This is a genomic window from Lysinibacillus sp. 54212 (assembly GCF_036662795.1).
Taxonomy (GTDB): domain Bacteria; phylum Bacillota; class Bacilli; order Bacillales_A; family Planococcaceae; genus Lysinibacillus_B.
The window spans coordinates 135959-159388 of record NZ_JBAFWZ010000004.1; the positions used below are offsets into that span (position 1 = coordinate 135959).

The 23430-nt window shown below is 39.1% G+C and carries 22 protein-coding genes; all 22 read right to left on the reverse strand.

What is annotated here, in order from left to right:
- Positions 1-3: 3 nt before the first annotated feature.
- The 22 genes from V4T18_RS04450 to dnaJ all read right to left on the reverse strand — a co-directional run bounded on the left by V4T18_RS04450 (position 4) and on the right by dnaJ (position 23272).
- Positions 4-1332 carry an NfeD family protein gene (locus tag V4T18_RS04450; RefSeq protein ID WP_332646944.1) on the reverse strand — a complete coding sequence of 443 codons (1329 nt, stop codon included), beginning with the start codon at positions 1330-1332 and terminating at the stop codon, positions 4-6.
- Positions 1333-1559: 227 nt separating this feature from the next.
- Positions 1560-1733, reverse strand: a complete 174-nt coding sequence (gene rpsU / locus V4T18_RS04455; RefSeq protein ID WP_004227078.1) for a 30S ribosomal protein S21 — start codon at positions 1731-1733, stop codon at positions 1560-1562.
- 180 nt (positions 1734-1913) lie between these two features.
- The gene (locus V4T18_RS04460; protein ID WP_332646947.1) at positions 1914-2618 is read right to left on the reverse strand and encodes a glucosamine-6-phosphate deaminase; all 705 of its coding nucleotides are present in this window, start codon (positions 2616-2618) and stop codon (positions 1914-1916) included.
- A gap of 4 nt (positions 2619-2622) precedes the next feature.
- The gene (locus V4T18_RS04465; RefSeq protein WP_332646949.1) at positions 2623-3597 is read right to left on the reverse strand and encodes an N-acetylglucosamine kinase; all 975 of its coding nucleotides are present in this window, start codon (positions 3595-3597) and stop codon (positions 2623-2625) included.
- Between the two features lie 70 nt (positions 3598-3667).
- Complete coding sequence (locus V4T18_RS04470; RefSeq protein WP_332646950.1) at positions 3668-4750, reverse strand: DUF871 domain-containing protein; 1083 nt, start codon at positions 4748-4750, stop codon at positions 3668-3670.
- Positions 4751-5120: 370 nt separating this feature from the next.
- Positions 5121-6401 carry a PTS sugar transporter subunit IIC gene (locus V4T18_RS04475; protein WP_332646952.1) on the reverse strand — a complete coding sequence of 427 codons (1281 nt, stop codon included), beginning with the start codon at positions 6399-6401 and terminating at the stop codon, positions 5121-5123.
- Positions 6402-6451: 50 nt separating this feature from the next.
- Complete coding sequence (locus V4T18_RS04480; RefSeq protein WP_332646954.1) at positions 6452-6772, reverse strand: PTS lactose/cellobiose transporter subunit IIA; 321 nt, start codon at positions 6770-6772, stop codon at positions 6452-6454.
- 13 nt (positions 6773-6785) lie between these two features.
- Positions 6786-7097: a PTS sugar transporter subunit IIB gene (locus tag V4T18_RS04485; protein WP_332646955.1), complete on the reverse strand. Its 312-nt coding sequence runs from the start codon at positions 7095-7097 to the stop codon at positions 6786-6788.
- Between the two features lie 266 nt (positions 7098-7363).
- Positions 7364-8542: a GNAT family N-acetyltransferase gene (locus tag V4T18_RS04490; protein ID WP_332646956.1), complete on the reverse strand. Its 1179-nt coding sequence runs from the start codon at positions 8540-8542 to the stop codon at positions 7364-7366.
- 49 nt (positions 8543-8591) lie between these two features.
- Positions 8592-10304 carry a phosphoenolpyruvate--protein phosphotransferase gene (ptsP, locus tag V4T18_RS04495; protein WP_332646958.1) on the reverse strand — a complete coding sequence of 571 codons (1713 nt, stop codon included), beginning with the start codon at positions 10302-10304 and terminating at the stop codon, positions 8592-8594.
- Positions 10298-10567: an HPr family phosphocarrier protein gene (locus V4T18_RS04500; protein ID WP_332646960.1), complete on the reverse strand. Its 270-nt coding sequence runs from the start codon at positions 10565-10567 to the stop codon at positions 10298-10300. Before V4T18_RS04500 ends, ptsP begins: the two co-directional genes overlap by 7 nt.
- Before the next feature lie 18 nt (positions 10568-10585).
- Positions 10586-11305, reverse strand: a complete 720-nt coding sequence (locus V4T18_RS04505; protein WP_332646961.1) for a sugar isomerase domain-containing protein — start codon at positions 11303-11305, stop codon at positions 10586-10588.
- A gap of 4 nt (positions 11306-11309) precedes the next feature.
- Positions 11310-12032: a GntR family transcriptional regulator gene (locus V4T18_RS04510; RefSeq protein ID WP_332647018.1), complete on the reverse strand. Its 723-nt coding sequence runs from the start codon at positions 12030-12032 to the stop codon at positions 11310-11312.
- Between the two features lie 30 nt (positions 12033-12062).
- A complete protein-coding gene (gene nagA / locus V4T18_RS04515; protein ID WP_332646963.1) occupies positions 12063-13220 on the reverse strand; it encodes an N-acetylglucosamine-6-phosphate deacetylase in 1158 nt (385 codons plus the stop codon).
- Positions 13221-14065: 845 nt separating this feature from the next.
- The gene (deoC, locus tag V4T18_RS04520; protein ID WP_332646964.1) at positions 14066-14734 is read right to left on the reverse strand and encodes a deoxyribose-phosphate aldolase; all 669 of its coding nucleotides are present in this window, start codon (positions 14732-14734) and stop codon (positions 14066-14068) included.
- Between the two features lie 81 nt (positions 14735-14815).
- Positions 14816-15226, reverse strand: coding sequence for a hypothetical protein (locus V4T18_RS04525; RefSeq protein ID WP_332646966.1), 411 nt, complete (start codon positions 15224-15226; stop codon positions 14816-14818).
- A gap of 345 nt (positions 15227-15571) precedes the next feature.
- Complete coding sequence (locus V4T18_RS04530) at positions 15572-16741, reverse strand: polysaccharide deacetylase family protein (RefSeq protein ID WP_332646968.1); 1170 nt, start codon at positions 16739-16741, stop codon at positions 15572-15574.
- Between the two features lie 64 nt (positions 16742-16805).
- Entirely contained in the window at positions 16806-18782 is a 1977-nt protein-coding gene (locus V4T18_RS04535) for a stalk domain-containing protein (RefSeq protein WP_332646970.1), read from the reverse strand.
- 238 nt (positions 18783-19020) lie between these two features.
- Positions 19021-20358 carry a tRNA (N(6)-L-threonylcarbamoyladenosine(37)-C(2))-methylthiotransferase MtaB gene (mtaB, locus tag V4T18_RS04540; RefSeq protein ID WP_332647019.1) on the reverse strand — a complete coding sequence of 446 codons (1338 nt, stop codon included), beginning with the start codon at positions 20356-20358 and terminating at the stop codon, positions 19021-19023.
- Positions 20359-20374: 16 nt separating this feature from the next.
- On the reverse strand, positions 20375-21118 hold the full coding sequence (locus V4T18_RS04545) for a 16S rRNA (uracil(1498)-N(3))-methyltransferase (RefSeq protein ID WP_332646972.1): 744 nt from the start codon (positions 21116-21118) through the stop codon (positions 20375-20377).
- 70 nt (positions 21119-21188) lie between these two features.
- Positions 21189-22133 (reverse strand): 50S ribosomal protein L11 methyltransferase, encoded by a 945-nt coding sequence (gene prmA / locus V4T18_RS04550; protein ID WP_332646974.1) that lies wholly within the window; start codon positions 22131-22133, stop codon positions 21189-21191.
- Between the two features lie 17 nt (positions 22134-22150).
- Positions 22151-23272, reverse strand: coding sequence for a molecular chaperone DnaJ (gene dnaJ, locus V4T18_RS04555; RefSeq protein ID WP_332646975.1), 1122 nt, complete (start codon positions 23270-23272; stop codon positions 22151-22153).
- Positions 23273-23430 lie beyond the last annotated feature (158 nt).

Below are 23430 nucleotides of genomic sequence, written 5' to 3' on the forward strand. Positions count from 1 at the left end.
CATTTACTCTTTAATTTCTCTCACGACAATACGTGAGCCTTCTACTTTAATAATTTTCACCTTGGAAGCAACATCAATAAAGCTTCCTTCTGAAACCGCATCGATTCGCTCATTTTCAATCATCACAACACCTGCTGGACGAAGAGCAGTCATCGCTACACCCGTTTTTCCAATTAACTCCATACGATTCACATTGGAAACATAGCCTTCATCTGTTGATGTTGCATCCTTTAGCACGAGCTTACTAAAGAAATGCAGCCTTTTACCGAAGAATTTCATAATAATCACCATTCCTATTACTGCAATAAACATTGCAATTAAAATCGAATACGCCATATGCACAACATCGGCACCTGCAAATAATAAACTGATGATAATGAGCGCACCTCCGATCAGACCGACAATACCTCCAGGCACAAAAAATTCCGCGACGACTAGGGCTAGACCTACGATAAACAGAACGATGGTTTCATAGCCTGCAAAGCCAGCAATCGTATGCCCATAGAAGAATAAGCCAAGTGAAGTTAATCCCATTGTGCCAGGTAAACCAAAGCCTGGCGAGTATAATTCTAACACTAATCCTAGACTAGCAATAGATAACAGGATTGGCACAATAATTGGATTCGTTATAATACGAGCAACTTGTTCCGCAAAGGTTGGTTCAATGTTAATTATTTCTGCATTATGAATACCAGCCTTTACTAGAGCCTCTTCTAAATTAGCTACCGTACCTTCCGAATATCCAACCTCTAGCGCTTCATCTGCGGTTAAGGTTAAAAATTCTCCAGCAGGTGCACGGTACTCCGGAAAATTTTTCGACTTATCTGCCATCGCAATTGCATATTGAGGATCTCTATCTTTATCCGAGGATTTTGCTGCTGCTTCCATTTGTGCCCACCAAGCGCTTTGTGCCTTTTCATCAGCTGCATTTCCTGCGTTATCGATAATACCCGCTGAACCTATTGTAGCACTCTTTGTCATATAAATCTCATCTGCATGCAAGGCGATAAACGCACCGGCTGAATGTGCCTTGGAATTAATAAAGGCAATAACCTTCATCGATTCGGGAGCATTATCTAGCAGCATCCCAATATCCTCCGCTGCATCAGTAAATCCACCAGGCGTATGTATGTCTAAAACAATCGCTTTTGCATTTTGATCCTTCGCTTCTTCGAAAGCACGCTCCATAAAAGCCAGCAAACCCTTTTCTATGTTGTCTTTAATCGGCACATGATATACTTTATCGTTCGCTACGGCAGATATACTCGGTATCATTAGTACAAAGGATAATATCATTAGGAGAAGCCCACTAAAAACCCGCGTTCTCTTCACATTCTTCCCCTCCTTTCTATCTTCCTTTTCTTACTCTACGAATGAAACCGCTTAAAGTTTCATTTTTTATTAAATTTCTATTTTCTTTTATAGCCTACCATAGAATTCTAAAACAACACAAAATAACCCACAATCTGCTTTCACAAATTGTGGGTTAATCATTTTTGTCTGCTCAGTGAATCATAAAATTGCGTGTTTTGAACGTAGGGATTTTATAGGAAAAAAAATTACCACTTACGTTTACGTGCAGCTTCTGATTTCTTTTTACGTTTTACGCTAGGTTTTTCGTAGAACTCGCGCTTTCTAACTTCTTGAATTGTACCACTTTTTGATACAGTACGTTTGAAGCGGCGAAGAGCATCTTCAAGCGATTCGTTTTTGCGAACGACAGTTTTTGACATCTCTCTTTCCCTCCCTCCGAACACACGTCAGTACACCTACTAACTCGCTGTTAGTGTGTACTAAAAGATTATATCGTAATGTTGCACTACCGTCAATAGAAACTATTTTAATTTATAATTAGATTCGGAAGAGCCTCCACATACTAATATTTGCATTCAATAAGGGAAAGATGCATAGAGTTAAACCCCTTTCAATTGTATATCCGTCAGAACCTTCACATTCGGATGTTTTTGCAAGCACGTCACGGGGATTTGCTCTGAAATCTCACCACTTATAAGCGCTTCTAATGCCGCCCTTTTTTTCTCCCCTACAGCAATTAGTAAAATACATTGGGCACGCATAATAGTCGAGATACCCATTGTAATGGCAAGCTTTGGAACCTCATGTATAGAATTAAAAAATCTAGCATTTGCCCTTCTTGTGGATTCCGTTAACATCACAACATGGGTTTCACTTGAAAACGGAGTGCCTGGCTCGTTAAAGCCAATATGACCATTTTCACCAACACCTAGTAATTGAAAATCTAGCGTGTTTTTTTGTAACAACGCCTCATATCGTTTCGCCTCTGCTTGTACATCCTCAGCTTCTCCATCTGGTAAATAGGATTGCTTAAAAGGCTTTGCATGAAACAATCTATTATTCATAAACGAAAGATAGCTTTCTGGATGTTCTTTCTCCAGCCCTACATATTCATCTAAATTAAAGCTCGTACATTGGGAAAAATCACAGTTACTGCTTCGTAAATTTTCATACAGCGGTAGCATTGTGCCTCCAGTCGCTAATCCAAATGTCTTTGCTCCGTCCGCTAGCTGTTCGGCTATAATTCTAGTCGCTCTTCTATAGAGCGTCGATAAATCTTCTATTACTTCTACTTTTATTGCCATCGATTCATCCCCCATAGTTTTTTGAAAAATTTTCAGTAAAATTATTGTGAATCAGCTTCCCCATTCTCGCTAAAGCCCCTACAGCTGCGCCACCAATTGGCTGAAGACTAGGTGCGATGAATTGCAGAGGGAGTTGTTCCTGTTGAGCTAATCTTTCAAATTTCGGAATAAAATATGAAGCATTCGATATTACCCCACCCGTTAATACAACAGGCACAGCACTAGGCTCTGACCAAGTGAGCTGGTGATAACAGGTTGTGATTGCATGGAATAGTTTATGACAGCCTTCTTCCAGTATCCTATTAGCTACGTCGTCTCCATCCCCTGCAGCCACCATGACATATCGGCTTAACGGAGCGATAACAGTTCTAGGATGCTCTTTACTATAAACACATTGAATTAGCTCTGGCACACTCACTACAGCAAAATGGGCTAAGATTGCATCCGTTAATTTTGTTGCTTTCTCGCGTTTATCATAGCTTTGAAAAACAGCCTTTAGTGCTTGTACACCAAAATCATAGCCACTCCCCTCATCATCAAACAAATAACCCCATCCGCCTACACGATAATAAGAATATGTAGGATCATAGCCCATTGTAATTGATCCTGTACCAGCAATTTGAACAATGCCTGGATACCCTAATGTTCCGGTATATAGGGCGATTATTGCATCATTTTCTATAACAATACTTGTCTTTTTCGGAATGTATTCACGAAAAATCTCTTCTACTATTCCTTCAGTGTTGGTTTCCTTCACACCTGCCATACCTGCAAAACAAATCTCTATCGATGAAAAAATTTCAGGATTTTGTCCCTGCAGTGCTTGCAGCAGCCCGTGAAGTGTTTCCTTAAAAAGCGTAATATCCATGGCCGTTGGATTCGTTCTTTTTGTTATCATTTTTGCATATATCGTGCCAAATTCATCACAAATTACGCCTGATGTTTTTGTGCCACCACCATCGATTGCTAGAACATACATACCTTCTCCTCCGATCTATAAATGAAGGAAGAGGACTGAGCACCTACATTTGCCCAAGTCCTCTCTCTTTTCATTTTGTAAAACAGAATGACTGCCATGGTTGAATCGTTTGTATTAAAAATCTTTCCTCTTCTACGACTTTCGCTACAATATTAGTAGAGCCAGTGTTTGGCATCTCCTTTAACACTAATTGTAGCTCGCCTTTATATCTAATATCTAAGTTATTATCGATTGTTACATCACCAGGCATCAAAGCGAATGTATCATGTGGCTGAAATTCCCGGTCTTTGAATTTCACACGTGATTGTGTGCTACGAACAACATATTCGGATACATCGCCACGATTAAAATGTGGCTCATTAAATAAGATTGTTTCTTCTAGGCTAGTCGTTTCTTCCAGCGGTACAACCTTTAGCTCTAGCTTATGACGGTTGAGCTTCCCTAATGCAACAAGCTCTTCTTCAGAAGCATACATATTTCCTATGATGAGATCATCTATTAACCCTGTATTCCATAAATCCTTCGCCTGCACCGTTATTGGTAAATGACGATGCTCCTCTAGGGTTGGTAGCCCTTGTAGCGTCTCCTCCCAAGGACCAAATGTTCCATGCTGAGATGAAATCATCGCTGCAGTGCGAATGTGATTGTCTTTGAAAATTTTAGAAGTTGTTAAAAAATGCTGACGAGAAAGTCCTGTATACTTTCTTGGGTAAAAATTATGGCAGCCTATAATATTAGCCTTATTTGCTTGATAGGATAAGATGTTTTCAACATACTTTGTGCCATTGCTAATATTTAATTCTATTTTTAAATTACTAGCATCCAATGACATGAAGGCCTCTTCCTGACCCGAAAAGCCTAAGTCTAAACGAAGCGCTGAAAGATAATACTGCTCCTTCAAAAATCCAATATCCCGGTAAGTTAAACCAAGCTCCTGAAACACGGAAGGCGCAATATCAGCTGAAATATCAAATCCGTATTCTTTTGCATATTGATTGATCGTTTGTAATTTTATTCTTTCCTCTTCATTATTTAGTGACATAAGGCAAGTAAATATTCGATCAAAGCCATTTTTATGTGCTAGCCGAATATATCGCTTCATTTCATCTAATGTACTATGCTGAGGATAGAGTGAAATCCCTAACCTTCTCATCTAATACCTCCACTGACAACCGAATTTTATTATGTTTACTCTAGATGAGTCATTTTCATAATTATTATTTCTATAAGCATATACGAATATTACAGAGGGAAAATCGATTATCCTTTTCGTTACGCTACAGGCGGACGCGTTCCGCGGTCAAGCACTGAGCCGCTTTACTTTCGGTGCAGAAAAGCATTGCTCTGTAGCGAAAGGCGCTGCCGTCAGCTACACTCGTCGCCTTCCGCTCCACTTAACTATTCTTGGTTCTTATTAGAAAAACCATTAGTTAAATTGACTAATATGTGTATTTTCACAAAAGTTTTTCCCATATTTCCGAGCAATATCCTTATGCTCCTACATCTTTTTTAAAACTCTGAGCTTATTCTCCATCTGCTGCTTGTTCTGTCGGATTTGGTTTCGTTACCCGATTTGCCATTGCGATGAATGGAAGGTAAATAAGAACGGCTACTACAATGAGCACGAGACTTAGTACGGCACCTTTCCACGATTGCGTAACTAAGAATCCGTTAATAATCGGTGGTGTTGTCCAAGGGGCGACAACCGTTGCTGCTGGTACCATTCCCCACTTCGTCGCAAAGTAAGCAATCGATACATTGACCATTGGCGTTAAAATAAACGGGATCAATAAGATTGGATTTAATACGATTGGTAAACCGAATAGTAACGGTTCATTAATGTTAAATAGTCCTGGTGCTGCGGATAATTTCCCAACGGTACTATATTGCTTATTTTTCCTTGCAATGATAAATATAGCAATAATCAGGGCAATTGTTGTACCCGATCCACCCATATTCACAAATGCATCAAAGAACGGCTTGTTAACAATATATGGAGCAGCATTACCAGCCTCAAGTGCTGCAACATTCTTTGCGATCGCATCCGCGTTGATTGTTTGCATAAATGGATCAATAATGTTAGCACCGTGTACACCTAACGTCCATAGGAATGCAGGGATAAAGGCTAAAATCAGTGCCGCTGTCCATGAATTTGTTAAGCCCATAAATGGCTCTTGAATTGTTGCATAGAATGAACCGATAATATCAGGAACATCAAATCCAAGTGAAATAATTGTACGAACTAAGCCGAATAAACCTATCGTAATAATCGCTGGTAGTAACGCTGCAAATGACTTTGCAACTGCTGGTGGAACTCCTTCTGGCATTTTAATTAATAGCTTACTATTTCCAGATAATCGGCAAAATAACTCGGTAGAAAGTAAAGAAACTATAATAGCAACAAAGATTCCGCCTGTACCTGTTGTTAGGCCCGTTAAGCCACCTTCACCAAACGTACCAAATGTCATATAAGCAGATAGACCAATTACTGCAGCTGAAAGTCCATCTTTATCATAACTTTTAGCTAGATTATAAGAGATTGTAAAAGCTAATAATAGGGAAAGAATCGCAAATGTTGCACCCCAAACATTGCCACCCCATTGCTTCCAGCTACCATCCGCCCAAATTGAGTTAAGAGCATTTTGGTAAAAGTCAATCGGTAAATTGTTAATTAGTACTGCAAGAGAACCTACAATCGTCAACGGCATTATCGCGATAAAGCCATCTCGGATTGCGACTAAATGCCGCTGACTCCCTATTCTCGAGGCTACCGGAACAAATTTCTCTTCTAAAAATTTGAACATCACTTACACTCCCCTTTGTGATTAAATTATTGATCATCTAAAATTAGATGTTATTCCCCTGTGATACGCTCATATAAATGGATCATTTCCTGTGCTAGATCCCGGAACGTAATCGAATTCATTAAGTGATCTTGTGCATGGATTAGCAGCATCGATACCTCAACTTTTTCCCCTCTAGCCTCTTGTGTTAATAAGGCTGTTTGGGAACGATGCGCCTCTCCTAACGCCTCATTGGCAAGCTGCATTTTTCCTTTAGCGTCTTCTATATTTCCTATTTTCGCTAATCCAATCGCTTCCATGCATTCACTTTTCGCATTTCCACTATGAACAATTAACCCCATAACAGACTCCATCATCTCTTGATTTTCCATTTAGCTTTCTCCCTTACCCGATTAGCTTTAATGCTTGCTTTAATACGTTTTCGCCATTCATCATGCCGTAATCTGCCATATTAATTGAATCAATCGGCATTTTAAGATGCTCATATTTTGATTCAAAGGATCCTTTTAAATAGCGAACTTGTGGTCCAAGTAGAAGCACATCTACTTTTTTCGATGTTAAAACCTTATCCACTTCATTTTCAGCAATGGCATAAATGTCTGCTTCAACATTTCGTTCCTGAGCTGCTTTTTGCATTTTTGTTACAAGTAAACTTGTACTCATTCCTGCTACACAAACTAATACTATGTTTTTCATTATGAAACACCCCTTCACATTTTTGAATGATGTGCATCGCCCTTCTGGAGTCTATTACTCTTAGATGCAACCGCTTTCTTATTATGAGAATATCACCAATTGGTATATACCACAATATGTTTTTTATACCTTTTATTTCATACTTGACACTTGATAAATAGTGGGCTACAGAGCCGATACTTACAAATTCAGTAATCAAAAGAATTGGTATAGTCCACGAAAAAAGGTAAAAAAAATTTGAATTTCACAGATTTCCGTATGCTAATTTAGAAATATTCAAAAAATTGAGGCTTGCTTGTTGGTAGTGCCTTTTGCCAATCCGATAAATTCTCTTGAGCGATCTCCGTATTGGCGAACCGTAACGCGTCCTCTACAGAAAGATAGCCCACCATCATAGCCGAAAATAGATTGATAGACAAGGATAAAACATGAAGCTCGTTTACATCGTTCCCCTCTATTTTGGTCACTCTACAATCAGAGCTAATTTGAAACAGCCCTTCATTCCAAGAACAAAATGGATCTGCTAGTCGAACATATAACGGATTTTGAATTTCCACCCACGAATACGCTTTCAAAAAGGCAAAAGCGTCAACAATTCGCACCATACAATCCTGTGTTATTTCTTTTTTAAATTGTGGCTGCTGGAACCCGAAGCCAAAAAGACAATCTGCCGACGAAGTTCCTTTAATGCTCTTTACACTTGCACTATGAGATGTAATAAAGCGCCAAATCGCATGTTCGGCTTCCATATTATCGGCAAATAGATCATGAACATAGAAGGTTAAGTCACTAATCGTATAACGAATGTAACCAGCAATTTTATTTGAAGCATTATAATACGCTGCAAAATGACTGTCCGGTTCTCGCCTAGCTATTCTTTGCCACCAGGCGGAATCCCTTATCATCCCTCCGTTACAAATTTGAGAATGACGCGTATGAAATTGCTGAATATCTTGAAAAACATCATCATTCATCCATGCAAAGCTAAATCGCTCCATATGATCAAGCTGGTGCCCAAAGGCTGGGAACGCTTCTACTGGTATTGTGTAATGTAGCTTATCAAAAAATAGCTCCCAACCGAAATACCTATAAAAGGATACGGAATATGGTGCAAGTACAGAGATCCATTGTCCATTCCGCTGCATTTCTTCCAGTGCTCTCACCATTAGCTTTTTCATAATTCCTCGGTTTCGATATTCGGGATAGGTTGCAACAAAGCCGATGCCACCCATTTTATAGTTGACGCCATGAACCGTCATATTAAGTGGTAACACTAATAATTGACCTACAATCTTTTCTTTATCATATGCACAGATTGTCGTACTATGCTCGATCCAATATTGGAAATCTCGTCGACGCTCACCTTCATACCGATTTGGAAAGCTATAATCTCTTAGTCGATGTATTTGCTCATAATCTTGCTGTGGCACTAATTTAATATCCATCCTATACCTCAACACCTTTCAAATACCCGTTTTATAAGAAACGTATATTCTAGCCTAGTAAAAATTCCTGCACATATTGCTCTACATCACTTGCTGTAGACAGCCTCAATATTTGATCAGTATGGGCTGCTAGCTTCTCTTTTGATAAGGTTGAAATTTGTGCTCTAGCTTTCAAAATAGTTGCAGCGTTCATCGAAAATTCATCAAGACCTAGCGCCAGTAATATTGGAATAGTTATATCATCACCAGCCATTTCGCCACACATCCCCACCCATCTTCCGTGACTATGTCCAGCATCGATAATCATTTTTATCAGTCGTAACACGGCAGGGTGATGCGGCTGATACAAATAAGAGACATTTTCATTCATCCGATCGACTGCCAAAGAGTATTGAATAAGATCATTTGTACCAATCGATAAAAAATCTGCTTCCATTGCAAATAAATCTGCTATAATGGCTGCCGACGGGATTTCTATCATAAGTCCAATTTCAATTCCATCAGAAACCAGAATTCCATCTTGTAATAATCGTTGTTTTTCTTCTAGTAGCATTTCTTTCGCCGCTCTAAATTCTTCTAGGGTGGCAATCATCGGGAACATAATTTTTAAATTTCCAAATGCACTTGCACGTAGTAATGCACGTAGCTGAATCCGGAATATTTCTTGTTCATGTAAGCATAGTCGGATTGCACGGTAGCCTAAAAATGGATTAGACTCTTCTGGTAGCTTTAAATATGGTAAATACTTATCTCCGCCAATATCTAACGTACGAACGACTACCGGCTTTCCTTGCATACGTTCTAATACTGTACGATACGCGACAAACTGTTCTTCCTCATCAGGAAGTGATTGGCGATTCATATATAAAAACTCCGTTCGGAATAAACCTATCCCATCAGCACCAGCTTCAATTAATTTCTCAACATCCTCTGGCTTACCGATATTGCCAGCAATTTCAACCTCATACCCGTCCGCGCTTACACTAGCTAACGTGCGATATTTTTCAAGCTCCTGTGCGGATTGCTCGTATGCTCGCTGCCTGGATTCGTAATATTCGAACATTTTAGGCGATGCTTCGACAATAACTTTACCGAATGTGCCATCAAGTATTATTTTTTCGCCATGCTTGATGCTCTGTGTTGCTGTTTTGGCACCAACTACAGCCGGAATGCCCATCGTTCTCGCTAGAATAGCAGAATGAGAAGTTTTCCCGCCAATATTCGTTACGAAGCCTTTTACATATTTAGTGTCTAATTGAGCAGTCATCGATGGGGTTAAATCATCGGCTACAATGATAACCTCCGACGAGATGCGACTATAATCTGGAATTTCCACTTCTAAAAGATGTGCTAAAAGCCTTTTGGACACATCCTGAATATCTGCCGATCGCTCCTGCATATACGTGCTATCCATCGCTTCAAACATCGCAATGTACATTGCAGAAATCTCATGTAGGGCATATTCCGCATTGAGTCCGCTCTGTATTTTCAAAATAATCCCATCTATAAATTCAGGATCCTCTAGCAGCAATAGATGGGCCGCAAAAATGGCTGCTTCCTCTTCACCGAACTTCTTTTCTGCCAAGGCTTGAATTTCCTGAAGCTCTAATTTCGCTTGCCCGACTGCCTGCTGAAAGCGACCTATTTCGCCGTCCGTATTCGTAATCGTACGTTGTTCAAAGGATAAGTCCGGCTCTACTAAGCAATAGGCGTTGGCAATTGCTACTCCGCTCGATACAGCCAGTCCATGTAGCTCTAGCATCTTTCGCCAATCCCTTTCGATTCCATCACTTCAGTAACTGCTTGTATTAATTGCTCGGCATCCGTTCCTTGAGCTGCCACTGTTATAACGCCACCTTGTGGAACCCCCTGCGACATTACACCCATAATGGATTTCATATTAACAGACCGATCCTTAAAAGTTAGTTGAACTTCAGCAGCAAATGGTGTTACAGCAGACACTAGCAAAGTAATTGGTCTTGCATGTAAGCCTTCAGGAGTCGTAATTTTAAATGTTTGTTCCATTCTATTTCCCTCCAATTTTTAATCAAAATTTATACGTTGCTTATACATCGAAATCATATTGGCATTTTGTGTTTTCGTAGCTGCAACATTGGCACTTTCAAATACAGGAAATATCCCTGTTTTTTCGAATACTTTTTCCATTACGAGGCTAAGTAGTCCATTTAGTAGTGCAGAGCCAATCACTGTTGAGGCAGGTGCATATTGGAAGCCCTCATGATTTAAGATTCCATCCCCTACCGGAATATGAGAATCTATTACGATATCAACAATTTCCTCTAGTCTTTTGCCACTCTTGTGCTTAGAAGCCTGCTCAACATAGTTTAATGATTGCAGCGATAGTAGGAGTATATTAGATGATTTTGCAAGTAAGGCTGCATCAATAGGCGCACAATTTCTTCCAGACGTTGAGATGACAAGGAATATATCATTCTCATGAAAATCGAAAGAATTCCTATGTCGTTCTATAATCGTTGGATCCTTTTCATTACTGGATGAAGTCAGAGCACCAGCCTGTAAAGTTAATGGCTCAATTGTGATTGGTCGTACCGGCACGAGACCACCTGCACGGTAAAAAGCCTCCTGCGCGAGTAAGTGCGAATGACCACAGCCGAATAGCTGCAGGATCCCGCCTCTTTCGATACGATCAGCTATCATTCTAGCTGCCATTTCTAATTTCGGGTGTTCACTTTCGATGCTGTCGTGCAAAAGATTTTGAACTTCTTTGAAATAGGAATGCATATTATCACCTTTTTATCTCACTAATAAATTTATAGCGATCTGCTCGATACGTACTACGTACTAATTCAAATGGAATTCCATCACTTAAATAGCTGATTCGCTTAATAATTAACACTGGTGCTGTCGGGCTAATTTGCAGGTATCTACAATCATCCTTTGCAACAATTGCTGCTTCCATTTGCTGAATGGCATTGCCAATTTTCTGATGGAATTTTGCTTCAATTAATGCATAAAGCGAGCCCATTATTTTCTTTTCATCGAGCTCTGGATATAATTTTACTGGTATATACGTTCTTTCAATGGCCATTGGTTTATCATTTGCATTTCGAATTCGGACAACGAAGAATACCTCTTCATCCTTTTCTAGTAATAAATCGCTCGCAATATCGAATGGTGGCACGATTTTTTCAAATCTCAATATTTTACTGCTTGGCTCCATTCCCCTTGCCCGCATATCCTCTGTAAAGCTTGTTAATCCCATTAGTGGCTGCTCCAGCTTCGGGTTTGCTACATACGTTCCTCGTCCCTTTTCACGATACAATAAACCACTATTGACTAAAGTATTGATTGCCTGTCGTACCGTCATTCGACTAACACCGAACTGGATTGAAAGCTCTCGTTCTGAGGGAATGCTTTCGTCAATTCCGTATTCCTCCAAGTAAATGCGTTGCTTTAATATTTCTTCTATTTGTATATAGATTGGTATATGAGAATTTTTGTCTAACAATTGCATTGCACCTTCCTTATATCTACAATTTTATCGCTCATATACAACTTTACCGTGACAAATAGTTTTTTGCACATTTAATTTTTGGTCTAGTAATACGAAGTCGGCATCAAATCCCTCAGCAATTTGTCCTTTCCTTGCTAACTTCATTTGTTTAGCGGCATTGGTCGAGGACATGGCAACAAGCTCCTGTAAACTGCAACCTGTAACCGCTCTCATATTTTTCACTGCTCTTTCCATTGAAAGTACACTGCCAGCTAATGCCCCATTAGATAAATGAGCCCCTTCCTCCGTTACAGAAACATTTTGACCACCTAAATCATAGTTTCCGTACCGTAAACCTTTCGCTCGCATGGCATCAGTGATTAAAATAATGTCTGAAGCACCCTTTAATCGATACACAAGATCGACTGCTTTGGGATGACAATGTACAAAATCTACAATAAGCTCTACTTTCACACGTTCATCTAGCAAGACCCCGCCTACAACACCAGGATCTCGGTGATGGAATGGGCGCATTTGATTATATAAATGCGTAGCCTTTGTAATACCATTGCTAATCGCTTGCTCCACCTCTTCAAATGTTGCATCAGAATGACCAATTGACGCGACTATACCTAAGTTTTCTAGCTCTCGAATTAATTGAAGGCCACCTTCTACTTCAGGTGCTATTGTCATATTTTTTATGAGGTGATTGCTAAGCGCTTGCCATCGTTGTACATAGTAGGGAGACGGCGGAATGATATATTGAATAGGCTGTGCACCAGCGCGCCGTCGCGATATAAACGGGCCCTCTACATGTACCCCAAGAATTTCTGCTTCCCCATCTTGTCTTCTATACCGCCCAACATTTATTAATGCTTTTTCGATAGCCTCAACTGACTGAGTCATCGTCGTTGCTAGGAACGCTGTGACACCTTCCTTCACTAGGAAGCTAGCTATCCCACGAAGCGCTTCCTCTGTACTATCCATCGTGTCATATCCAGCGGCTCCGTGAATATGTGTATCAATATACCCTGGCAGCAAAAGCCAATTTTGGCCACTACCATCAATTGTGGTATATGCCTTTTCACATAGTCCTACACCAACTTTTTTAATTCTACCATCCTCAATAAATACATCCCCTTTAAACGGGTCAGCATTTTCATTGACAATGGTTACATTCGTAATGAACAGCGTGTTGCTCAAATAAACACCTCCTATCCATAACAGCAATGGGCGCCCATCCTACTGAAACGGTTGGCATTGCTGTTAGCGCGGCTAATATTCGTAAATCGGTATAGTTGTCTATACCAATTATAAATTCAATGCGGCGAAAAACAAAGCATTTTTTTCTGTTATTGTCGTTTTTTTCTAAAAATTGTTTAAAATATCGTTTTGCAGGAGCGAAATTGGTGAAGATTTTTCTAGGTTGGTCGGGGATTTTAGGTGTGAATTTTTAGGTTGGTGAGTAGATTTGATTTTTGGGCTAGTTTTTTAGGAATTTTGCTAGTATTTTTGAAAATTTGGCTAGTAAAGCTAGATTGGTCAAGATTTCATCCGCAAAATTTTCACGTTGGCGAGTAAATTTAAAAGTTTGGCTAGTATTCTCGATTTTTGGGCTAGTATTTTTGAAAATTTGGCTAGTATTTCGAAAATTTGGCTAGTATTCTGAAAAATGTGGCTAGTGAAGCTAGGTCGGTCAAGATTTCATCCGCAAATTTTCACGTTGGCGAGTAAATTTGATTTTTTGGCTAGTATTTTTGAAAATGTGGCTAGTGAAGCTAGATCGGTCACGATTTCATCCGCAAATTTTCACGTTGGCGAGTAAATTTAAAAGTTTGGCTAGTATTTCGAAAAATTCGGCTAGTATTCTCGATTTTTTGGCTAGTATTTTTGAAAATTTGGCTAGTATTTTGAAAAATGTGGCTAGTGAAGCTAGGTTGCCCAGATTTTTTGCACAAATTATCACATTGAAGAGTATTATTTTGACGATTTTCCCTACAAAAAAGGATGCCAATATGACATCCTGTTTCCTCTTGTATCAAAACAAATTAGTAATTTGATTCTGAAGTTAATCCGTTCATAATGGTTACGCCTGAGCTTGCCCCAATACGTGTTGCGCCATTTTCGATCATCTTTTGCATATCTTCTAGATTGCGAACACCACCAGAGGCCTTTACGCCAATGTCAGGTCCAACTGTTTTACGCATTAATGCAATATCTTCAGCCGTTGCGCCACCAGTAGAGAAGCCTGTGGATGTTTTGACAAAATGAGCACCAGCTTCGACTGATAGTTGGCAGGCTTTCACTTTTTCTTCGTCTGTCAGGAGGCATGTTTCAATGATTACTTTTACAAGTGTACCATTTGCCGCATCGACTACCGCTTTAATATCTTCACGAACTTTATCGTAGTCTCCATCTTTTAAGGCGCCAATGTTGATCACCATATCGATCTCGCCAGCACCGTTTGCAATCGCATCTTTTGTTTCAAATGCCTTTACAGCTGAAGTAGATGCGCCTAATGGGAAGCCAATTACAGTACATACTTTTACTTCTGTACCATCTAACCTCTCCGCACAAGTTTTCACCCACGTTGGATTTACACAAACTGAAGCAAATGTATATTTTTTTGCTTCCTCACAAATTTGGAGAATTCCCTCTTTCGTTGCATCCGCCTTTAAAAGTGTATGATCAATCATTGCAGCATAATTTATAGACATTATAAAAAGCTCCTTCACTTAAGTTGTACGTACCTCTTCATCATATCATGTTGACATAGTACATCAAAATAAACAGACTCTTCAATTATTTTTTGCATAATGCCTTGTTTCTATGATTTCTTTTGATTCATAATCTATGTATTGAACAGTTACACCTATTTGCATTCCACTATATACTTGATAACGGATCGAGTCCTCCACTAAACTAAGCTCAATCATCTTTACTGAAACATCATCTACATACAATGACTTGTCGACAGAAAACTCTAAAAGCTGGAGCTCTCTATCAAAAATGAATGATGTATAGGCAATCGTTTCTGGGAGCACTTTTCGCTCAACCTCATATTGAAAAGCCTCTAGCGTACTGAAGCTTTCCTCCATTGCTTGTAGGCGATCTTCCTCGTACATATAAAGATAAATAAAGCCGTCTCTCAGTTCATAATGCCTGATTCTTGTAGGATCATAATTTGAAAAAGTATGTAGCCGTCCCATCACATCATCTGGTAGTGTAATTTTTATAAGCTCTGTTGGATTCCTTTTTGCCCCTTTTTTAATCCCTATTACGAACGCCCCCTAAACTAAGTATTGCATCTTTTTATTTTATATCAAATAAACTTGGCATAAATAGATAAATTACTCTTATTTGTATCTACTTTGTTAACAGTAGTCCTAACTAACATAAAAACTGACTTAATTTTAGATAGCAAGCTCTGTTCATAAAAATGAATCCCTTTAATGGAATGGATAAAATTCTTCTGACTAATAGGATATTCTAATAAAAAAACTCCGCCTAGATAGACTTTTTAGTGTCTACTCTATTCGGAGTCTTCAATAATATTATTTAGTTTCTTGTATAATTTTTACTAGTTCTTCACCTGTAAAATTTCCGTCGACTGTAATTCGGTTTAACTGCATTAAAGATTCATAGCTATAGTTAACGCCCTTCTTAACAGTAACGCCGATTTTCGCACCTAATTCCGATGCAATTTCTCGGACTTCTTCACTTGATTCGCCATATGGATAACTAATTATCACAGATTCGTAGCCCATTTTTTCACGGATAATGTCTTGTGCCGCACTAATGTCTTTTGTGATTCTTGCCACGTATTCTTCGCGAGTTTCCCAAGTTCCATCTGACTTTTTCTGTGGAGCAGCGATTTGGCCGATATCTTTTCCTGCTTGTTGCTCGATTTTCCGATGTGAATCCCATGTATGACTTTGGATTGTAATATAATCCTTCATCTCATGAGCTTCTTCCCACTTAAATTTCGGGATTTCATTCGGATAATTATTTACACCTTCATGCTCAATACGACTAGCAATAACAAAGACCGTTGCTTGTAACCCATACTTTTTTAAAATAGGATATGCAGTCGTATAGTTATCTCGATAACCATCGTCAAGAGTTATTAAAATCGGGTTTTCAGGTAAATCTTTTTGATTAAAATAATAATCATATAATTGGAATGGTGTAATTCCATTATAATTCGCTTCACTTAGTGCCTTCAAGTGTTCTTCAAAACGCTCTGGCTGTGTATTAATCGTATCATTAGGTCGTTCATTGACAGTGTGATACATCAAAATAGGTATAGTGCTTTTAGACTTAACAGACACTTCCGAGGAATCTGCTGATGCGACTAAGTTATAATGTTCCTCTATAAACGTATTTGGAAGCATTATTTTATCTTCCTCAACCTTTAATGGATCTGAATATTCTTCTCCATTTACAATAATCTCTTTTGATATTAGATCAAATTCAGTAGTTTTATCATTGATTGTTAATTGCCATTGCTTATCACCCTTATGTTGGGCTGTGACATTATACAATTTTTCAATTACTGAAAGAGGTACGTACACAAACTCATCATCAATAATAGGCTCTTGCTCAAATCCCTTTATTTTATCATCAACAATTAAAATATTTTTTTTAGAAGTTAGAGCAAAGAATAGCACGATAATACCTAACAACACTATTACACTACTAACGATTTTAGTTTTCTTTGTCATTTTTCCACCTATACATTTCTTTTTTATCAATACAATTTTATCTGTTGGTACTATAGTTTATACATTATTGCGAAATACTAATTCCGTGTGACTTACTATCGTAAGAAATTTTCGCATTTAATGCATCGGCTACTACCCGTAACGGAACAAACGTAGTGCCATTTTTCAGTATCGGTGCTGCCTCAAAGGTAATAGTCTTACCATTAATTGACCCTGTTTTAGAACCAACTGTCATCACAATTTTAGATGAACCTTTATTAATTGTAATACGCTTTGTCGAGGCTTGATAGTGAACTGTACCATTTAAGTTTTCACTAATAAATCGAATCGGAACTAACGTACGTCCATTTGTAGTAAATGGTGCTACTTCTAACTCTGCCATGCCAACATTTTTATAGGCAAATTTATCATTTAAGAACAGCTGTAGTTGTCCTGGCTGTAAATCTAATTTTGCACTGCTCTTATTAAATGTAACAGTTTTTGTTGTGGCAACTCTGTTTTTCGAATCGTAAACAACTACCTTTAATTTGTTTGATGCCTTTAGCTGAGAAGGAGAAATAGTAATATCATATGGGAATGCTGTAGATTGTCCAATATTTTGACCATTTAACTCATAAACAACTTTTGATATATATGGATCATATGTTTTAACGTATGATGAAATTTTCACTGGAGAGCTATAGCGAATTGTTGCATTATTAATATTTACTGTTCCTTTTCCAGTTGTTGAATTTGAAACAAATGCCCCATTTACAACCTTGGATAAGAAATAATCTTGACTAATAATCTCTTTATAAGTATTAGTGATTGTTTTATTTGCTGTTAAACTAAAATTATTTAAACGGCGATCCTCTGCTACATACCGAGAGGTTAACGTATCTACACTAAACCAATGAACTGATTTGATACGCGGATATTTTAAACGAATACCTTCATAGAATAAGCGCATTTTCGCTTGTCCAAATTTAGTTTGGTCCTTGCGCTGACCATTTGTAGTTTCAGAGAAGTGACTCGCTCCGTATTCTGCAATCATCATCGGCTTATTTGGGTACTTATTATATACTGTATCTAAGAAAGTTAATGGGTTCACATTTTCTGTGCTAATATGCGCTTGTCCGTTGTTAAATGGATTCGAGTAAACATTCATCCCTACCCAATCTACCGCTGCATCACCTGGATAATAACTATGAATTGTATCTGCCGGCATACTGTTTGGCGACCAGACCATCGCAATATTCGGTGCATTTTCACGCAAAACTTTTGCAACTAATTGAAACTTTTCTTTATATAGGGTTGGATTGCCATGCCATTTAACCCATTTACCATTCATTTCAGAGGCGAATCGAACAAAAATTGGAATTTCACTTGCTTTTGCATCATTTGCAAATTGTTTTAAATATCCATCATTATTTACTTGAGATAACCCTTGCTCAGGCTGTAGCGCAATTTGTAAAGCACCACCTGCCTCTTTCACAAGCCTTGCTGTTTCCTTCGGGAATGGTGTACCGTATTTGTGGTAAACAAAGAATGTAGCATGAATTTTACTAATTAGATTATTAAAATCACTATACTTATTCGCATATTTACCGCCAGTATTTTCATATCGTGTATCTTGATCTATAAATGCACCAAAGTATGCACCACTAGCTGGCTCGTATTTTGCCAAAGGCTTAGATTGAATTTTATCTACTTCGAAGTATACATCCACTTCACTAAATAAGTTATCTGCTAATTGTTTAGTAGCTAAATAAGTTTGAGTTGCTCCTAAAGCTTTATGTAATTCTGCTTCTGCATAATATGTATTTGCAGCATTTTGGAATTGGCCTAGTTTTTCATAGCATACTGCTAACCCACGATACGTACTAGCCTTTTTCGAGATGCTAATTGCCTTCTGGTATTGAGGTATCGCTAAATCGCATCTTCCAGCTTTTTGATAATCCATGGCAGCCTTCACATACTTCCAATCTGAAGCACTTGCCGTTTGCATCGGAATCAATGAAAGACACAGTACAATTATTATTGCATAAGTAATTTTTTTCATCTGCTTACCCCCTAAAATTTACATATTTTACTCTATTCTATAAGAAATAACTATAATAGTGAACTTATATTTAAAAAATGAATACGAAAATACAAAACTATTTGTTATATAGAGCAGTTGCTACCATATCGTTCATTTTCTTTTGCGAAAATTAACTTCCCCTTAAGGAACAATTAGAGCTATGCACATCCAAACGCCCATTTCTCAAGCAGAAATGGGCGTTCTATCAGTGTACTTATTATTTTACCTCTTGTTCCTCTACTACTCGTACAAATTGGCCTTCGTTGTATGGGTAGCCCGCTTTAGTTATTTTAACTTTGACAAGCTTGCCGACCATATCCTCGTTTGCTTCGAAAATCACTTTTAAATAGTTTGTTGTGTAGCCTACGTATAAATTCTCATTGTCGCCTTCTTTAAAGCGCTCCTCTGGAATAACGTCGAGTACTTCATTTTCAAAACGAGATGCGTATTGTTTTGCGAGTTGATCGTTTAATGTAATTAAACGATGCACACGCTCGTTTTTCACTTCTTCATCGACTTGATCGTCCATACGTGCAGCTGGTGTGCCTGTACGCTTCGAATATGGGAAGACGTGTAGCTCTGAGAATTGGTGATCTTTAATAAAGTTGTATGTTTCCATGAACTCTTCTTCTGTTTCTCCAGGGAAGCCAACGATGACATCCGATGTTACGGCTAAATCTGGTAACGCTTTTTCAAGCTTACGTAAACGCTCCGAGAAGAATTCCATCGTATATTTACGACGCATACGCTTTAGCACAGTATCCGAGCCCGATTGAATCGGAATGTGTAAATGGTTTACAACGATTTCTGAATTTTGTAGCACCTCGATAACCTCATCTGTTAATTGTGAGGCTTCGATTGATGAAATACGTAGACGCTTTAACCCTTTTACTTGTGCTTCCATATCACGAAGTAGTTGTGCTAAGTTATAGTCCTTTAAGTCAGCACCATAGCCACCTGTATGAATACCTGTAAGGACGATTTCAAGATAGCCTGCATCAACCAATTGCTGTGCTTGGCGAATAACCTCTTGTGGGTCACGAGAACGCATTAAGCCGCGCGCCCATGGGATAATACAAAATGTACAGAAGTTATTACAGCCTTCTTGAATTTTTAACGATGCACGTGTACGATCTGTAAATGCCGGAACATCTAGCTCCTCATACACACGATTTTTCATAATGTTGCGTACGGCTTTAATTGGCTGACGCTCTTCGCGGAATTGCTCGATATAGCCAAGCATTTTTTCACGATCCTGCGTACCAACGACAATATCCACCCCTGGAATTGCCATAATCTCAGCTGGAGATGTTTGTGCATAGCACCCTGTAACACAAATTACGGCATCCGGATTTTGGCGAATCGCACGACGGATGACCTGACGAGATTTTTTATCGCCTGTATTCGTTACGGTACATGTATTCACAACATAAACGTCAGCTTGGTGTTCAAACTCTGTACGTTCATATCCTTGGTCTTTAAATAATTGCCAAATTGCTTCTGTTTCGTAATGGTTTACTTTACAACCTAATGTGTGAAAAGCCACAGTTGACAAGGCTTGTACACCTCTTTCATTCAAATTCATAAGAAATTGCAGAAAGCGCATAAAGCGGCGCCGTCTCTGCTCTTAAAATACGTGGTCCTAGTGACATCGTTATGGCACCTGCAGCTACAAGCGCCTCGGATTCCTTACGGGAAATGCCACCTTCTGGACCGAAAATACATAAGATTGACTTCGATTCCTTATCATACAACGTTTTTAGCTTATCCGCAAACCTTGTGCGTTCTTCTTGCTTTGCATCTTCCTCATCCCCAATAAAAACGGCATCATAATTTGGGATACTTGCTAATAACCTCTTAAACGAGATTGGTGACTGTATCGTCGGCACATGCGTTCTATGTGATTGCTCAGCAGCTTCCTGGGCAATTTTTTGAAGGCGCTCTGTTTTTTTATCACCCTTTTTTTCATCCCATTTCACGATTGAACGTTCGGCTGCGAATGGGATAAGCGAATGCATACCAAGCTCCGTGCCTTTTTGGGCAATCAGCTCTAGCTTATCCCCTTTAGGTAGGCCACAAGCTATATCTACTAGTAGTGGCATTTCTGGAGAAGGTACAGTAACGCCCGTTTTTTGTGCAATAGCTTCCTGCCCAACAGATACTAATTCACAGATGAATGCTATGCCATCCTGCACAACAATAATTTCCTCGCCAGGAGTCATACGCATAACCTTAGAAATATGGCGAGCATTTTCTCCGGTTAGTGTAAATTCACCTATTTGGGAAGCTCGTTCATCGATAAAATAACGTTGCATGCTAACCTCTCCTTATTCATGAAAAAGACACATCTCGCCTAGGGAATAGGCGAGATGCTGAGCTTTTTCTTTATTCGTGTGGACGACGAGCAATAATGGCTACCCAGTCCTCCATCATTAACACTTCTTCAATTGTAAAGCCTGAACGCTCTAATGCTTCTTTTACTTCGTCTTTTTTAGCACCGATAATGCCTGATGTTACATAAAGCCCACCTGGTTTTACAATTGTAAAGGCATCATCTGTAAACGACATAATAATATCCGCTAAAATATTTGCAACGACAACGTCTGCCTGCTCTTTTACTGTGTCGAGTAGGTTACCGTGGAACACACTAACAATGTTTTGTACTTTATTTAACTCGATATTTTCAATAGCAGAGCGAACAGCGACCTCATCTAAATCAAGGGCATGCACGCTCTTTGCACCAAGCATCGCAGCACCAATCGATAATACACCTGAGCCTGTGCCAATATCAATGACTGTATCTCCCGGTTGAACAACCGTTTCGAGTGCCTGTAAACACATCACCGTTGTTGGATGTGTACCTGTACCAAATGCCATACCTGGATCAAGCTCGATAATTAATTCGTCTGTTTTTACTGGCGTATATTGTTCCCAAGTCGGTACAATCGTAAAACGCTCTGAAATTTTGACAGGATGATAATATTGTTTCCATGCTGTTGCCCAGTCTTCCTCATTTACTTCGCACATCGTTAAAACATTTTCACCGATATTAATATCAAAGTTTACTAGGTTAGCAATTGCAAGTTTGATTTCTTCAACGGTTTCAGCTAAAAAGCTTGTCGCTGATAAATAGGCTTTCACTACGACCCCGTTTTTAGGGAAATCATCTGGATTTAACGCATAAATTTCACCGAACTGGTCAACTCGCTCTTTCGTTAATTCCTTTGAATCCTCGATGACAACACCGCTAGCTCCCGCTTCATGTAATATGTTTGAAACAGCTTCAACGGCTTCATGCGTCGTTAAAACTGATAATTCAATCCATGTCACTTGCAATCCACTCCTTTTTATTCGCCTTTAATTTTTCGTTTTAATTTATCTAACAGTGAGCTGCCCTGTTCTTCCGGAATATCGCCACTAATTTCTGCAAATTCACGCAGCAGCTGCTTTTGCTTTTCTGTCAGCTTTGCTGGTGTCATAACTTTTACAATGACGTACTGATGCCCTGTACCATAGCCATGTACATTTTTTACACCTTTATCTTTAATACGGAATTGTGCACCAGATTGTGTACCTGCAGGGATTTTTAATTTTACTTTTCCATGAACTGTTGGTACTTCAATTTCATCCCCTAGTGATGCTTGAGGGAATGTTAATTTTAATTCGTAGTAAATATCATCTCCATCGCGTTCGAATTGTTCATGATCTCGAACAGAGAAGACGATGTATAAATCACCTGCTGGGCCTCCATTAATGCCTGGCTCACCTTGACCAGAAACACGTAGCTGTTGACCATCATCAACACCAGCTGGGATATTAACTTTAATTTTCTTACGTTTTTGTACTTTCCCTGCTCCACGGCAAGTTGTACATTTTTCTACGATCAGTTTACCTGCACCGCGACAGCTTGGACAAGTACGTCGATTCATCATTCGACCAAATGGTGTGTCGACTGCTTGATTGATCTCACCAGCACCGTTACAGTGTGAACATGCTTGTGGTGTTGTTCCTGGTTTTGCACCAGAGCCATTACATGTATCACAAGTTTCTTCGTTCGGAATTTCTACTTCTGTTTCTTTACCGAATACCGCTTCCATAAAGTCGATATTCATTCGGAATTGTAAATCGTCCCCTTTACGAGGTGCGTTAGGATCTTGACGACGTCCACCGCCTCCGAAGAAGGATGAGAAAATATCTTCAAAGCCGCCAAAGCCGCCTCCGCCGAATCCACCGCCGCCAAAGCCAGCTTGTGGATCTTCGTGACCGAATTGGTCGTAGCGAGCACGTTTTTGTTCGTCTGAAAGAACTTCGTAGGCTTCAGCTATTTCTTTAAACTTTTCGTCTGCTCCAGGTTCTTTGTTAATGTCTGGGTGGTATTGTTTCGATAATTTACGATAGGCTTTTTTAATTTCGTCTTTACTTGCGCCTTTTGCTAGGCCAAGTACTTCATAGTAATCGCGCTTACTCATCGTTCACTCTCCGCTCTTTTTACATAACGTTTATTGTAACATGTTCAAAATTTGATGTATATCGTTAGTGCTTAGTTATTTTCGTTCCGTTCATATGTTGGTGAATTGTTGATTTCCGTTGCAGGCGGGCGCTTTCCGCGGGCGAAGCGCTGAGCCTC

What these genes read in the sequence shown, in the direction of transcription:
- V4T18_RS04490 (WP_332646956.1), bottom strand. Translation starts at nt 8,542, where the DNA reads ATGGATATTAAATTAGTGCCACAGCAAGATTATGAGCAAATACATCGA.
- V4T18_RS04465 (WP_332646949.1), bottom strand. Translation starts at nt 3,597, where the DNA reads ATGTATGTTCTAGCAATCGATGGTGGTGGCACAAAAACATCAGGCGTA.
- V4T18_RS04500 (WP_332646960.1), bottom strand. Translation starts at nt 10,567, where the DNA reads ATGGAACAAACATTTAAAATTACGACTCCTGAAGGCTTACATGCAAGA.
- V4T18_RS04505 (WP_332646961.1), bottom strand. Translation starts at nt 11,305, where the DNA reads ATGCATTCCTATTTCAAAGAAGTTCAAAATCTTTTGCACGACAGCATC.
- V4T18_RS04475 (WP_332646952.1), bottom strand. Translation starts at nt 6,401, where the DNA reads ATGTTCAAATTTTTAGAAGAGAAATTTGTTCCGGTAGCCTCGAGAATA.
- V4T18_RS04535 (WP_332646970.1), bottom strand. Translation starts at nt 18,782, where the DNA reads ATGAAAAAAATTACTTATGCAATAATAATTGTACTGTGTCTTTCATTG.
- rpsU (WP_004227078.1), bottom strand. Translation starts at nt 1,733, where the DNA reads ATGTCAAAAACTGTCGTTCGCAAAAACGAATCGCTTGAAGATGCTCTT.
- deoC (WP_332646964.1), bottom strand. Translation starts at nt 14,734, where the DNA reads ATGTCTATAAATTATGCTGCAATGATTGATCATACACTTTTAAAGGCG.
- V4T18_RS04530 (WP_332646968.1), bottom strand. Translation starts at nt 16,741, where the DNA reads ATGACAAAGAAAACTAAAATCGTTAGTAGTGTAATAGTGTTGTTAGGT.
- dnaJ (WP_332646975.1), bottom strand. Translation starts at nt 23,272, where the DNA reads ATGAGTAAGCGCGATTACTATGAAGTACTTGGCCTAGCAAAAGGCGCA.
- V4T18_RS04460 (WP_332646947.1), bottom strand. Translation starts at nt 2,618, where the DNA reads ATGGCAATAAAAGTAGAAGTAATAGAAGATTTATCGACGCTCTATAGA.
- V4T18_RS04525 (WP_332646966.1), bottom strand. Translation starts at nt 15,226, where the DNA reads ATGGGACGGCTACATACTTTTTCAAATTATGATCCTACAAGAATCAGG.
- V4T18_RS04545 (WP_332646972.1), bottom strand. Translation starts at nt 21,118, where the DNA reads ATGCAACGTTATTTTATCGATGAACGAGCTTCCCAAATAGGTGAATTT.
- ptsP (WP_332646958.1), bottom strand. Translation starts at nt 10,304, where the DNA reads ATGCTAGAGCTACATGGACTGGCTGTATCGAGCGGAGTAGCAATTGCC.
- V4T18_RS04480 (WP_332646954.1), bottom strand. Translation starts at nt 6,772, where the DNA reads ATGGAAAATCAAGAGATGATGGAGTCTGTTATGGGGTTAATTGTTCAT.
- V4T18_RS04470 (WP_332646950.1), bottom strand. Translation starts at nt 4,750, where the DNA reads ATGAGAAGGTTAGGGATTTCACTCTATCCTCAGCATAGTACATTAGAT.
- V4T18_RS04485 (WP_332646955.1), bottom strand. Translation starts at nt 7,097, where the DNA reads ATGAAAAACATAGTATTAGTTTGTGTAGCAGGAATGAGTACAAGTTTA.